Below are 13,375 nucleotides of genomic sequence, written 5' to 3' on the forward strand. Positions count from 1 at the left end.
CATCAATATCAGCGCGATAACGTTCCGTGTCGTCCTGTTCACCGGGTAGCACGCCATCCTGTTCCTGCTCTAACTCAAAATTGTCCAGCTCTTTCTCAAAGTCATCCAGCGCCTGCCCCAACAAATCATCGTCAAAGTCGTCTTTGGCGTTGGATGCACTGTTACCAGTTTGCTCAGAGAACGATGGAATATCGTCCATCATTTGCTTGTCAAAATCGGCAAGGGCTTTTTCAAATGCGGCTTCGCCGGTTAATTCTTCTTCGCTATCTGTATCGATTTGCGCATGTGTTGCCTCGCTAACTTGTGAGGCAGCAATGGCTTGTTCTTCCGCCAGCGCATCAGCTCTGTCAAGCTCATCCAGTTCCTCCAGAATGGCTTTGGTGAGATCCTCTTCTACTTCGTGCAAATCGGTATCGTCAGATATGTGATCATCAGTCTCTGAAAGTTCGCTCTCTGATTCCTCTTCAAGCACTTCTTCGCCATCAACTGGCAACTCACTATCGACTTCGTCCGACCCTGCATCCACCATTTCAGCAGGCTCATCTTCTGTTTCAACTGACTCAAGCTCAGCCAGTAACTCATCTGTTAGCGCGTCATCCGGTAATTCTTCGTTGTCGAACTCGCTAGCTGCATCCTCAGATTTAGACTCAGAGATATCGTCGAGGTCTGCATCAAGTTCAGCCAGTAACTCATCTGTTAGCGGATCGTCCAACAATTCGTCGGTGAAATCGTCATCAACGTCAATATCTGCTTCGTCTTCACTGACAGGTTCGGAATCAAACTCACCCAATTCCTGCAACAGTTCATCTGTCAGGTCATCTGATACATCTTCTTCGAAATTCTCTTCATCGATGTCCTCCACCGGAGGTTCCGGCAATGGCGTAATCTCGATGTCATCATCGTCTGGTAATTCAGCTTCCAGTTCAGCAAGCAATTCATCTGACAAAGGATCGTCGAATACATCCGCATTTTCGATATCATCAACATTGATTTCATCGAGGTCGTCAGCTAAGTCATCAATACTCTGCAACCGAGACTCAACGTCACTCTGCGGATTTGAGCTATTTGGAACGAACTCATCCTCAAGTTCCTCTTCGTCCAAATCGCCAGCCAGGTCGCCCATCATCTCAATCTGTTCGATTTCGTTAATGATACTGTCGGTCAGGCGATCCAGCGCTTGTGCCTGCTGTGATATTTCCTCATCAAGTTTACCCAGCATATCTTCGCTTACCGGGCCGTCATCTACGGGTAACGAGGCTTTTTCTTCGGCAGTTGGCTTATTGGCCTCTAACAAATCATCAATAGAGATTTCTGGTTTATCATCAATATCGTCGTTAGCGGGACTTTCAATAGCGGGGGCCAGATCAGGTTCATCTTCATCAAACGCTGAATCAAGATCGAAGTCTGCTTCATCAGACCCCTTTGCCGAGGCCTTTTCGGCATCAAGCAGGGCATCTATATCGTCAATATCGAAGTCATCATTAACAGAATTTGCTGCCAGCAGCGCATCAATATCGTCTTCAGAGTCGATGGTATCTGTTTCAGATTTATACACCTGCTGCGGGTCTTCTAATAACGCGGCCAGTTCTTCATCACTGGTTTGATCTTCACCTGAGGCAGCTAAATCTTTGTCATCCGCTTCCGCGAAGTCAGCTAACTCGGAGGCTTGTTGTTCAGACTCAAAATCTTCCAGCAAATCATCATCAGCCGATAAATCAATGGCGTCATCATCAGGGTCATCAGCAAATTCATCGTCGAAGAGACTATCCAGTTCATCCTGATCAAGCTCGCTATCGCCCTCTTCAAACGGATCATGATCATCTGGTACCAACATGTCGTCGTTGAGTTCTGCAAACGAATCATCGTCGTTCAGCGAGGATTCAAGCTCAGTGGACAGCACATCATCCAGCAAGTCGTCATCATTGAAAAGCTCTTCATCAGAGAGTTCATTATCGTCCAATCCTCCGTCTATTGCGGTAGATAGATCAGCAATGCCTTCATCGACTTCCGGCTTTTTCTTTTCCGGAAGCTTAATGCCCGGCTCTTCCGGGGCAGACTTGCGTTTCATTAACCACACGGCAAGGCCTGCAATAAATGATAAACTTAACAGCGCCGTACCAGCTATCATTGCCATTGGACTGGTTAACATGGCGGTAAGTGAACTGGCTTGTTCAGCTTGTTTAGCTGCGCGATCGCTCAACAGGATTTCCTTCAATTCCCGTTGCAGCGCTAACTGCTCCTCAACCTTACTCTCAACTTCTACGTCTACCCTGCCGCGCAGCGATTCTAAATCAAGGTTTATTTTTTCGATGCGGTCGTAGAGTTTGCGATTGTCATCCAGTAACGCTTGCACGCTATCGATAGACATGGCGAACTGATTGCGCAGTTCCTCAAATTGACGAGCCTGAGACTGATCAATTTGCACTAATTGCTTTTCTAATTCGGATTTAGTTTGTGTGAGGTCATCCTGATTCACCAAAGGCACAGGTGGCTTCAGGTTTTTCAGGCTGTCACCTGGCTTAGATTCCATTCGAGCCCAGGCAGCATCGTCAGCCTCGGCTTTCTGACGCGCTTTAACGGGATCGATTCTGGCTATGTAGCGATCGGAGGGCAGTTTTAGCACAGCGCCGTCTACCATCAGATTGATATTTTGTTGTTCAAAGGCGTCGGGGTTGAGCTCATAAATGGCAACCATAACCTGATAAATCGACAGGTTCTGGTTCTGACGGTAGCGATTAGCGATACGCCACAGGGTGTCCTGAGAATCAATGGGACCGTACACCGCACCAGAGTACTGGTCGGTGGCATTTTTTGGCCCACGTAACGGCGTGGTTTGCGCTGAAACGGGATCGCTAACAATGCCGCATAGCATTATTAGTAATAACCAGCCCGTTAAATGCAATTTCATAGCGTTCCTTTATGCCCTCAAGCGCCGCGCAGACACAATACTGGGTTGTCTGCACCCGCACACTCAACTGCGTTAACGTTTGTTGAGTGAGATTGTTGTTATTCTGGCAATCGCCCTGGTTTATTGGGTAATAACGACTTTGCTAGCGCCAGCAAATACCGCTATTTTGCTCTGTTCATCTCGAAGCAATAAAGTGAGCAATTCACTCATTGCGTTATTCATAAAATATAAACCAGTTGGTCGGGTCGATCTAGGGAATGTTGCATCCAGATCACCAAAGCCCGGGCATTTTACCTTTATCACTAGTACGCCGGTAGGCCATCCGCAAAGTAAATGCAGACCATGCCATACCGGTGCAAACTGCAAGCTCTGGTTTATTATCGACCAAACTTACTATAAGTTTATTAAATTTGTCAGCAAGTTAGGTTAAAGGTAGTCGCGAATCAACACTTCAGCAATTTGAATACTGTTCGTGGCAGCGCCTTTGCGAATGTTGTCTGACACTACCCACAAATTTAACCCTGATGGATGTGAAATGTCATTTCGTACCCGTCCAACATGAACCAAATCATTGCCACTGGCATTGCCAACCTGGGTTGGGAACTCGTCACGAGATTCATACAACTTCACGCCAGGTGCATCTGCCAACAGTTGTTTTGCGGCTTCTGCATCAATAGGCATACGGGTTTCTATATGGATGGCTTCGCCGTGCCCATAGAACACAGGTACCCGTACCGCAGTGGCATTCACCAGAATGCTATCGTCACCCATGATTTTCTGTGTTTCCCACACCATTTTCATTTCTTCTTTGGTGTAGTCGTTATCCATAAATACATCGATTTGCGGAATAACGTTAAACGCGATCTGGCGGCTGAACGCTTGCGGGGTAATTTCACGGGAATTCATCAAACCAGCAGTTTGTTTGGCAAGCTCTTCCAAGGCGGATTTCCCTGCACCAGAGACCGACTGGTAAGTACAAACGTTAATTCGTTCAATGCCAAATGCTTCGTGAAGTGGCTTTAGTGCCACGAGCATTTGAATGGTCGAACAGTTTGGATTAGCGATGATGTTGCGATTGCGAAAATCTACCAGCGCATGAGCGTTAACTTCTGGCACCACCAACGGAATATCAGGCTCGTAACGAAACTGGGATGTGTTATCAATCACCACACAACCGGCGTCAGCAGCGATGGGAGCATACTTAGCAGACACACTGCCACCTGCAGAAAAAAAGGCGATTTGGACCAAAGACCAATCGAATGTCTCTGCATCCAGAACTTCTACGTCTTCTCCCTTAAACGTAATGGTGCCGCCTGCTGAGCGTTCGCTCGCAAGGGGAAACAGTTCAGCAACCGGGAATTTCCGTTGCTCAAGCAGCTCAATCATGGTTTGTCCAACCAGACCTGTGGCACCCAGCACGGCTACGTTAAAGGCTTGTGACATATCAGTGTATTCTCCTGTTGTAAAAAAGCATGTATATAACTATACCGAATGAACTCGCATGCCCAATTTTTTGAGCATATCCAGTGTTTCCGCATGTAAGCTGAACCCAGCGACAATCTGATGACCGGCCAGCTCTCGGCGAACCCGATAGTTTTTTCGCATGTGAGTAAACGCCACGCCATCACTTAAGCCTTTGCGAAAGTGACGGTCGTCATCGCGAATATCATAAACGCTTAAAATGGCCTTCAGCACCGGCAATAACGAGCAACTTAGCCATTTATCGTTGTCTTGCAGGGTAATTGCTTGTGGCGAGGCAATAAAATCGTCCAGTGTTAGTTCTGGTGTCTTCCCGCTTAATTCGCAAACTGATTCATAGACACGCTGAGTGCCCAACAACTTGCCTTCCACGGTATGACCTGCAATATGCGGCGTTGCCAGCCAAATCAACGATAGCAAGTCGGTATCGATGTTGGGTTCATTGTAAAACACATCGAGTACCACAGTAGGTGCATCTGGTTGCATCAAGCGGGTTTTTAGTGCGCTTTCATCAATGACTTCACCGCGACACGCATTGATTAATAGCTGGCTTTTGCCAAGTTGGGATAAAGCCGCTGCGTTAATCATGTTCTCCGTAGGGAAATAATCTCCCTTTACCAACGGCACATGGAGGGTGATCACGTCACAACTGAGGATCGATTGCCAGTCTGCAAACGTACGGCTGTCGCCAGTTTCCTCAAGTGGTGGATCAAACAGCTGGTATTTTACCGATATGGCGTCGAGCAGTATCGACAACGCGGTTCCCACATTACCTGCTCCCACGATCCCAATGGTTGCTGTTCGCAGATTCAGTTTGCCAGATAAATGCGCATTAGCCAGCACACTCAGAACATATTCGGCAACGGCCTGCGCATTGCAACCTGCGGCGGATGTCCAGGCGATCCCCTGTTGCTTGAGATAGCCAGTATCAATATGGTTATACCCGGCCGTAGCAGTGGCAACCAACGCCAATCTGTTGGCACAATTTAATAGGTCGGCATCCACTTTCGTGGTGGAGCGTACGGCAAGTACGTCAACATCCACCAGGTCTTCCGGCATTAACGAGCCAGATTCAAAACCTTCGGCAGTGCCAAACGCATTCAGGTAATCCGCGGCCAGCGGCATGGAGTTTTCAAAACGTATTTTCATGACCGCGCAGTTTATAGCAAAGCGCTCTGCTGAGCGATATTTTTTCTGGCAATAAATACAAAAACGCCCGCGTAAAAGCGGGCGCCTTTTCGATTCTGACTTAGCTTAGTTGTAACGCTTGAATACCAGCGTGGCGTTGGTTCCACCAAAGCCAAAGCTATTCGACATGATCGTATTTAGCTGTGCTTCGCGGGTAGACGTAACTACGTCCAGACCCAGTGCTGCTTCATCCAGATTGTCGATGTTAATCGACGGGGCAATAAAGTTATGCTGCATCATCAGTAAGCTATAGATAGCTTCGTTTACACCAGCGGCACCCAGTGCATGCCCGGTAAGTGACTTAGTTGACGCCAGCGGCACGCCTTTGTCACCAAATACCGCGCGAATCGCAGCAAGCTCTTTCACGTCACCAACAGGCGTTGATGTGCCATGAGTATTCAAATAATCAATTGGACTGTTTACGCCCTGCATGGCCATTTGCATACAGCGAATGGCACCTTCGCCCGATGGCGCAACCATGTCGTAACCATCAGATGTAGCACCGTAACCTACAATTTCACCATAGATTTTTGCACCACGAGCCAGAGCGTGTTCGAGTTCTTCTACCACTACCATACCGCCACCGCCACTGCTTACAAAGCCATCGCGGTCTGCATCGTAGGTACGTGAGGCCAAAGCCGGGTTGTCGTTGTATTTAGTAGACAATGCGCCCATGGCATCAAATTGAGAGGACAGTGCCCAGTGAAGTTCTTCGCCGCCACCCGCAAACACGATATCCTGTTTGCCCAGCTGGATAAGTTCTAACGCGTTACCAATACAGTGTGCACTGGTTGCGCAAGCTGAAGAGATTGAATAGTTTACGCCCAGAATTTTAAATGGCGTCGCCAGACAGGCCGACACGGTAGAACCCATGCAACGCGGCACCATATATGGGCCAACGCGCTTAACGCCTTTTTCACGCAAAATGTCAGCAGATGCCACCTGGTTTTCAGATGATGCACCACCAGAACCAGCAACGATACCTGTGCGGATATTTGAAATATCAGAAGCCTCAAGCCCGCTGTCTTCTACCGCTTGCTGCATGGCAACATAAGCGTAACCTGCGGCATCACCCATAAAGCGCATCGCTTTGCGATCGATGTGTTCTTTCAGGTCAATATCAACATTGCCCCATACCTGGCTGCGCAATCCCATTTCTGCAAATTGCTCAGAAAATGTAATACCAGACTTACCTGCTTTTAACGAGGCTGTGACTTCTTGTTGATTTGTGCCAATGCTGGATACGATGCCCAGCCCGGTAATAACTGCTCTTCTCATAATTATCCTTTTGCGTTAACGCCGCCTATGGTAACGATTTTCAATTGCCAAGTGGTCTGCTCTTTGGCATCTCACTTAGCTGGGTCATCAAGCCCTTGTCATTCCACAGATTATTGTTATCAGTGCCCTATGCTACGTAGATTATTGATTTGTTCAAGTGTAGTCGAACAGTTTACATTGGAACAGGTGACTGAAACAGGTGACTGGAACAGGTGACTCAAACCATTACCTAGAACAGTTACCGGGAACCGTTACCGGGAACCGTGAACCGAAATGCACTTGCTGGTATGATACCGCCCATATTAACGAGATAATTTGACTGCTTCATGACAGACGCCTTGCGCCCCGCCAATGTGCATTTTAACGATCAGGGTACCCCAATAGCCGATGCCTTTGACGATGTTTACTTTTCGAATGACAGCGGCATTCAGGAAACCCAGCATGTGTTTATACAGGGCAATAACTTAGCCGAACGTTGGCAAGCCTGCTCTCAATCGCATTACGTGATTGCGGAAACCGGATTTGGTACCGGTTTGAACTGCCTGGTCGCCATGCTGGCTTTTGCTCAATTCAGAGACATGAATCCAGGCCATCCACTTAAGCGCTTGTATATTCTCAGTACCGAAAAATTCCCCATTGGCCCTGCCGATTTGACCCGGGCGTTGTCGGTATTTCCCGACGTAGCGCCGCTGGTTGAAACTCTTGTTAAACAATATCCGCCCATGCTCAACGGTTGCCACCGGCTACAATTTGATCGCTGGCACACGCATGTGGATTTGTGGCTGGGTGATGTGCATGACCTGTTGCCAACCTGGCATTGCCCGGCAGACGGGCTGGTAGACAGCTGGTTTTTAGACGGTTTTGCGCCCAGCAAAAACCCCGACATGTGGACGGAAGCGTTGTTTTCGCAAATGGCCAGACTCAGTAAACCTGGTGCAGGATTTGCCACCTTTACCGCAGCGGGCGTGGTAAAACGCGGCCTTAAAGAAGCCGGCTTTTGCATAGAAAAGCGCAAAGGCTTTGGCCGTAAGCGCGACATGCTAACGGGCACGCTTACCGAAGTACCTCAAGCCCGTACGCAACAACCATGGCACTATCGATACCCTAACCGGCCAATCACCTCAACTGAAACCATTGCTATAATAGGTGCAGGTTTAGCTGGTAGTTCAGTAGCATTAGCGCTGTGTCAACGCGGCATTCGGGTTACACTATTCGGTTGCGCTTCGGAGCCTGCCGATGGTGCTTCGGGCAACCGGCAAGGTGGCTTTTACCCTCAACTACAAGCCAGTTTAAGCCCATCCGCTCGCATACAGGCTCACAGCTTTTTATATGCTGCCAGGTACTACCAACACCTTGTTGAACAGGGCGCATCCTTTACTCAGGCACAATGCGGTGTGTTGCTACTGGCCTTCAGCGATGAAATCGCATCCAGACAACATAAACTGGTGAATAATCAGCTCTGGCCAAAACAAATTGTATACCCGGTTACACCAGAAGAAGCGACAGAAATTGCCAACTTACCCATGCAACACGGTGGCTTGTTCTGCCCGCTTGGTGGCTGGATTAGCCCTCAGGAACTGGTTCATGCCCAATTGGCCCTTGCGCGGCAAACTGGCCTGCTCACTGAACACTATAGCGGTGAGGTAGACGTAACACACCATGAAGGCAGTGCCTTGGTTACAGCGAGGCAGTCAAATCAGCAGTGGCATTTTTCCCGCGCGGTGCTGGCATGCGGGCATCACAGTGCACAGCTGAATCCCCTTTCATATATTCCCCTTCGCCCGGTGCGTGGTCAGGTAGAAGCGATACCTGAACAAGCACCGCTCGATTCACTGAGCACAGTGTTATGTCACAAAGGCTACATGACGCCTGGCTGGCAAGGCCGCATGGCATTGGGATCAACCTATGTAAAACTCGATACCCAGTGCGACGCCAGACCAGAAGAAAGCGAACAGAATCTGGCTACGCATGCCAATGCCATGACAGGTCATAAGTGGGCTCAGCATATCGCGCATGATAATACTGCCCGGGCGTCAATTCGCATGGGTGTTGCCGACCACCAGCCAGTTGTGGGAGCAGTGATGTCGCCAGCTATCCTGTCTGAACGGTATGAACAACTCTACAAAGGCTTGCGGCCTGCCGATTATTCGCTGAACACCAGTGATCAGGTGATAACGGTGTTAACCGGGTTGGGCTCTCGGGGGTTAACTACCGCGCCATTAATGGCAGAAGTGTTAGTGAGTCAATGGTGCGGCGAACCGCTGCCCATGGAAGAAGATTTATTGCAAGCACTCGCTCCTGAACGCTTTGTATTGCGGGAGATGAAAAAAAAGCCTCAATAGTGAGGCTTTCATGACTGTTCTGGCCCATTACTCACTGGCCAGCGGTCCGGTGGGTACCAGTGATGTCACTACAAATGACGGGATAAAGATGGTGGCACTGGCGACAACCCGTTGCTGATCCACCGCCACGATACGCGCATTCACATTCACGCCTCTGGGTAATTCTACCAGCGTGCCGGTTAAGATATGGTCCATCTGTAAACGCTTAGCTAAACGTTGACCTTCTCTGGTAAGCGCCAGATCGCCATGCTCGGTGACATCCAGCGTGCGAGACAATTTAAAGTCGACAACTCCTAACCCATACTGCTGTAATTCGTGGATAAGGTATTCAGACAACTGGTTCCCGAGAATGGTCGATTCTCGTAATGTGCGATTAAAGCGCACAAAGCTGGCAACACCAATCAACTGATCGGTGTTTAGCATAACCGCACCATCCATTAGCGACATAGCCAGTTGTTCGGCGTAATCGTTCAATGCTTTGTGGGTCATGTCTGGTGAATAACCGGTTTGCAGCGGATCCTGATAACCTGGTGTTGGCTGGCTGTCGCGGTACATTTCAATATCGCGGGAATCCGGGCGGTATTCCAGCCCACTGCCCTGAGGTGGGCGCACCTGCTCACGCACAGACGGCGCTTCACCTTCCTTGCCAAACCAAAAATAGCCAGAATCCGGCTGACTGGCACAACCTGCCAAACTGCCTAATAGCACTGCACTGAGTAATACCTTGCGCATGATTAACCCCGGCTTAATTTAACACCATCACGCATTCTGCCGCGCTCGCTTCCATCGCTGGGAATAAGTGCGTCGGCCACATAAAACGGGATCAGCATTTGAGCACTGGCTACAACGGCGCGCGACTGGATCCCAATGATCCGGGCATTCACCATCACCCCGCCCTGATGCTTGGCCATAGTGCCGGTAAGCACATATTCCATCGGCAGACCTGCGTCCAGTTCCAGATAGTCACGGGTAAGCACAAAATCGCCACCTTCGGTAATGCGAATAAAGTCTGTGGCTTTGTAATCAATTACCGGAATACGAAATTTATGCAGTTCATGCACAAAGGATTCAGCCATTTGTTGCCCCAGCAAATTGGTTTGCTGCAGGTCGGAGTCGAGCAATGCAAAATGGGTTACCCCCACCGGCGTTTTATTGCTGACAAACTCCATGTTGGCAATCAGATCCTGCGTTAACGCTTTAACATAGTCGCCAATATGCTTGGTAAGCGGACGACCTTTATAGGCGCCCTGAATACTGGAGTAAAGCGGCGGCTGGCCAATGGCGCCAAAGCTATCAACTTCGTCTGTTTCCATTGGCGCTCGAGTCATGCGATCAGCGGCAGTAATGTCTACCACATTCATCGACATGGCAGCAGCAGGCTCGCTGGTACTTGCCATGTCTTCTTCGGTACTCATGCATCCGCTTAAGACACACGCAGTCAGTAAACCACTTAATCCCAATACCTTACGCATGTTGGTTACCCTTTGTTTTCAGTTCGGTACAGCCGGCCATTACGGGTAGTGACCTGCTCTTGTTGCCAGAATAATTCAGCCGGGAAAAAACGCGTTGCTGCCGCCACGATATCGCGCGTGCGCGCATTAATAATTCTGGCATTTACCATGGCGCCGGCCTCCTGATACACCAGGGTACCGGTAATATAATAGTCTACCCGGTCGAGCGCAGACAGGTGTTCAATATCCCGGGTTAGCACTCTGTCGGCTTTATCACTGATTATTATATCGTTCGAAAGCTTAAACTCTTGAGCGACAAATCCACGTTTTGTCGCTTCGGTAAGCATTCCCTGTTCCAATTGATGGCCCAGCAGTTGCAGTGGATGCTGAAAACTCTCGTCGTATTGCATGGAATCCACCGGCACAAAGCCGGTAACGGCATAGCGTGCCTGACGGGCAGGAGCGACATTAGCAAACAGCTCATTAGCCAGTACGTAGGTGTGGTATTCCACATTGCCAAGCGCTGGCAAGGGCACCTGCTCTGAAATTAATTCCATGTTAGGTTCAGAAGAGCTGGTGCAACCGGTTAATCCGAATAGGGCCAATACCATACAAGCAGAGAGCGTACGCCAGGTTGAGGTACGGCTTCTTTTGTTTAGCTTTGCAGGCTGTGTTGAACAGGAATTAACTAACATGGCTTAGTTCTCTGTGACCAAAAATAAACGCGTTTAGCCAGAATTTGCAAAAATTGCACCAACTAACGCTTGTAGTTAAATGAATTTGTAGAAAAGAAAATAAATACGCGATAAACACCAGGATTGCGTGGATATATCGGCTGGCCCGCGTATCGGAAAGCCTTGCATGCCAGAAGATAAAAGGGAACAAGGTTTCCCTTTTTACCTACATAGCGGATTAAAGCGGCAATAAGCTGCCACTATTGAAATGGCGCAAGCAACTGCTGCCACAATGCCAGCACGGCGGTTTGATCGTCACCTTCCAGCTCTTTGTTTTCAAAGGCAGCTGATAAACTGGTTTGCATGCGTTCATTCAGAAGCTGGGCACTGGCCTCTGCTTCTAATTCCAGTTTACGGGCTTGCACAGCAAAATGCCCCTGCAAGTAGCTGGCGATAAACAGAGCGTCATCACTTCCTGTGTCTACCACGTTGTCCAGCGCGGTATCAATATCGTTCACCAGTTGTACAAACGACGCCGGGGCTTTTACTTGTTCCTGCATAGTTGAGTCTCTGTTAGTGTTGTTAAACGATGGGGTAATACACTTTGTCCTGGTAACCTGTGATCACCGGAATAATACCGGCCAGCGCTTCATCCAGTGCCTCATCGCCAGTGTCCAGGCGCAATGGCCTGCCATCGAGTTGTTGCAGTTTTTGTTTAGTTGCAACCAGCCAGATATTGTCGCGTCCTACCGCGCGAATAACCGCAGGACTGAGTTGCTGATTGCCGCGCCCAAACACATGGCCCTGCCCGCCAATAGCGGTGATCACCAGCCTGGCTGGCGCGTTACTTACCGCTTGTAACAATGCCTGAGCAGTAACATCGGCGGCAATGACCTCGCCGTTTTTAACGATGTCTACACCCAGCAGAGTATTAGGCAATCCTAAGGTGTCCATAACCTGATTAACTGTCGATCCCGACCCCATAACAAATAATACGTCAGGTTCATCGCTCATTAATTCGCTGATGTAGTCGGCAATATCATTTAGCACCAGGGATTCGTCTTCACGACCGCCCATTTTTACCGACTGAACATAGCTCAGTTCGTCGGGGATCTGCATTTCGCCAAAGTGTTGTGACTGCACTTTACCCTGACGAAACGCCTGTTCATCAATGTCGCGTACTTCGGCCTGGCGTACACTCACCAATTCACCAGTTAACATGCGCTTTACCACCTCACCGGCGGCAGACGGCGTAACGGCATACACGCCAGAATGAATTTTACAGCCTGCCGGCACCCCAAGCACGGGGACCTTGTCTCCCACAATGGCGCAAACGTTCCGTGCTGTTCCATCGCCACCGGCAAATAAAATTAAATCTACGCCATGGGCAATCAACGCCCGGACGGCGTTTTCTGTGTCATCAGCACTGCTGGGAGATTGCTTTGGCTGGTAAATTACCTCAAGTGGCAGGTTTAACTGCTTGCTGCAGTCTTCGCCCATTTCGCCACCTGCGGTAAGCACAGTAAATCCGCTCAGCCCTTTTAATACGTTCAGTGCGCGGCCCATTTTCTCATTAGCCAGTTTTTCTGCCCCCATGGCCAGCGCTTTGTCGCGGATGTCAGCACCATCACTGCCTTTTAACCCCACACTGCCGCCTATGCCGGCAAACGGATTAATCACAACGCCAAGTCGAAATGTGTTACTCATTGGGATACACCTTATCCAGCCACTGTTTGGTAAGTTGCGGGCCATGAAATTCTGCGCGTAGCGCATCGATGAACATCTGCGCCCGTTTTGGGAAGCCAGTGTCCATAAAGGTTACCAGTTGCGCTCTTACGCGCCGGGTAAAACCGTAACGATCGGGTTCTACACCGTTTAAATTATCCGTACTTACCTGAAAACGGCGATTAGCCGCAATGGTCATTGCCCACTCCAGCGCCTGTGGTTTCACTTCTACCTGCTCAAATGCACGCTGTTGTTCTTCGTTGCGACCATCAGGACAGTACCAATAACCGTAGTCTTCCAATTGCCGACGAGCTTCACCGGCCACACACC

The 13,375-nt window shown here is 49.3% G+C and carries 11 protein-coding genes; 1 reads left to right on the forward strand and 10 read right to left on the reverse strand.

Annotated elements, in window-relative coordinates:
• The 4 genes from ACLR2L_RS13805 to fabB form a co-directional block, all read right to left on the reverse strand.
• The coding region (locus ACLR2L_RS13805) for a FimV/HubP family polar landmark protein (protein ID WP_413368787.1) at positions 1–2,908 on the reverse strand (2,908 nt) is incomplete at its 3' end.
• A 426-nt stretch (positions 2,909–3,334) separates the two neighbouring features.
• Positions 3,335–4,351, reverse strand: coding sequence for an aspartate-semialdehyde dehydrogenase (locus ACLR2L_RS13810; protein ID WP_413368789.1), 1,017 nt, complete (start codon positions 4,349–4,351; stop codon positions 3,335–3,337).
• A gap of 39 nt (positions 4,352–4,390) precedes the next feature.
• Positions 4,391–5,536 carry a 4-phosphoerythronate dehydrogenase gene (locus ACLR2L_RS13815; RefSeq protein ID WP_413368791.1) on the reverse strand — a complete coding sequence of 382 codons (1,146 nt, stop codon included), beginning with the start codon at positions 5,534–5,536 and terminating at the stop codon, positions 4,391–4,393.
• Between the two features lie 105 nt (positions 5,537–5,641).
• Positions 5,642–6,853, reverse strand: a complete 1,212-nt coding sequence (gene fabB, locus ACLR2L_RS13820) for a beta-ketoacyl-ACP synthase I (protein ID WP_140956572.1) — start codon at positions 6,851–6,853, stop codon at positions 5,642–5,644.
• A gap of 326 nt (positions 6,854–7,179) precedes the next feature.
• Between fabB and mnmC the strand changes: the two genes are divergently transcribed.
• A complete protein-coding gene (mnmC, locus tag ACLR2L_RS13825; RefSeq protein WP_413368794.1) occupies positions 7,180–9,195 on the forward strand; it encodes a bifunctional tRNA (5-methylaminomethyl-2-thiouridine)(34)-methyltransferase MnmD/FAD-dependent 5-carboxymethylaminomethyl-2-thiouridine(34) oxidoreductase MnmC in 2,016 nt (671 codons plus the stop codon).
• A gap of 27 nt (positions 9,196–9,222) precedes the next feature.
• Here mnmC and ACLR2L_RS13830 read toward each other — a convergent pair whose 3' ends face one another.
• The 6 genes from ACLR2L_RS13830 to ACLR2L_RS13855 all read right to left on the reverse strand — a co-directional run.
• The gene (locus tag ACLR2L_RS13830; RefSeq protein WP_413368796.1) at positions 9,223–9,927 is read right to left on the reverse strand and encodes a FlgO family outer membrane protein; all 705 of its coding nucleotides are present in this window, start codon (positions 9,925–9,927) and stop codon (positions 9,223–9,225) included.
• Between the two features lie 2 nt (positions 9,928–9,929).
• Positions 9,930–10,667, reverse strand: a complete 738-nt coding sequence (locus ACLR2L_RS13835; protein WP_140956569.1) for a FlgO family outer membrane protein — start codon at positions 10,665–10,667, stop codon at positions 9,930–9,932.
• A gap of 5 nt (positions 10,668–10,672) precedes the next feature.
• A complete protein-coding gene (locus tag ACLR2L_RS13840) occupies positions 10,673–11,203 on the reverse strand; it encodes a FlgO family outer membrane protein (protein ID WP_413368799.1) in 531 nt (176 codons plus the stop codon).
• Positions 11,204–11,580: 377 nt separating this feature from the next.
• Entirely contained in the window at positions 11,581–11,880 is a 300-nt protein-coding gene (locus ACLR2L_RS13845; protein WP_413368801.1) for a YfcL family protein, read from the reverse strand.
• 22 nt (positions 11,881–11,902) lie between these two features.
• Entirely contained in the window at positions 11,903–13,027 is a 1,125-nt protein-coding gene (locus tag ACLR2L_RS13850; protein WP_413368803.1) for an ATP-NAD kinase family protein, read from the reverse strand.
• Positions 13,020–13,375, reverse strand: a 356-nt coding sequence (locus ACLR2L_RS13855) for an elongation factor P hydroxylase (RefSeq protein ID WP_413368805.1), incomplete at its 5' end; no start/stop codon positions are given. The genes ACLR2L_RS13850 and ACLR2L_RS13855, both read right to left, overlap by 8 nt.

Source organism: Alteromonas sp. AMM-1 (genome assembly GCF_047290655.1).
GTDB classification, from domain to species: domain Bacteria; phylum Pseudomonadota; class Gammaproteobacteria; order Enterobacterales; family Alteromonadaceae; genus Alteromonas; species Alteromonas mangrovi.

Excerpts from the sequence above, each read along its gene's own strand:
- fabB (WP_140956572.1), bottom strand. The coding sequence starts at position 6,853 with ATGAGAAGAGCAGTTATTACCGGGCTGGGCATCGTATCCAGCATTGGC.
- ACLR2L_RS13810 (WP_413368789.1), bottom strand. The coding sequence starts at position 4,351 with ATGTCACAAGCCTTTAACGTAGCCGTGCTGGGTGCCACAGGTCTGGTT.
- ACLR2L_RS13845 (WP_413368801.1), bottom strand. The coding sequence starts at position 11,880 with ATGCAGGAACAAGTAAAAGCCCCGGCGTCGTTTGTACAACTGGTGAAC.
- ACLR2L_RS13840 (WP_413368799.1), bottom strand. The coding sequence starts at position 11,203 with ATGGAATTAATTTCAGAGCAGGTGCCCTTGCCAGCGCTTGGCAATGTG.
- mnmC (WP_413368794.1), top strand. The coding sequence starts at position 7,180 with ATGACAGACGCCTTGCGCCCCGCCAATGTGCATTTTAACGATCAGGGT.
- ACLR2L_RS13850 (WP_413368803.1), bottom strand. The coding sequence starts at position 13,027 with ATGAGTAACACATTTCGACTTGGCGTTGTGATTAATCCGTTTGCCGGC.
- ACLR2L_RS13815 (WP_413368791.1), bottom strand. The coding sequence starts at position 5,536 with ATGAAAATACGTTTTGAAAACTCCATGCCGCTGGCCGCGGATTACCTG.
- ACLR2L_RS13835 (WP_140956569.1), bottom strand. The coding sequence starts at position 10,667 with ATGCGTAAGGTATTGGGATTAAGTGGTTTACTGACTGCGTGTGTCTTA.
- ACLR2L_RS13830 (WP_413368796.1), bottom strand. The coding sequence starts at position 9,927 with ATGCGCAAGGTATTACTCAGTGCAGTGCTATTAGGCAGTTTGGCAGGT.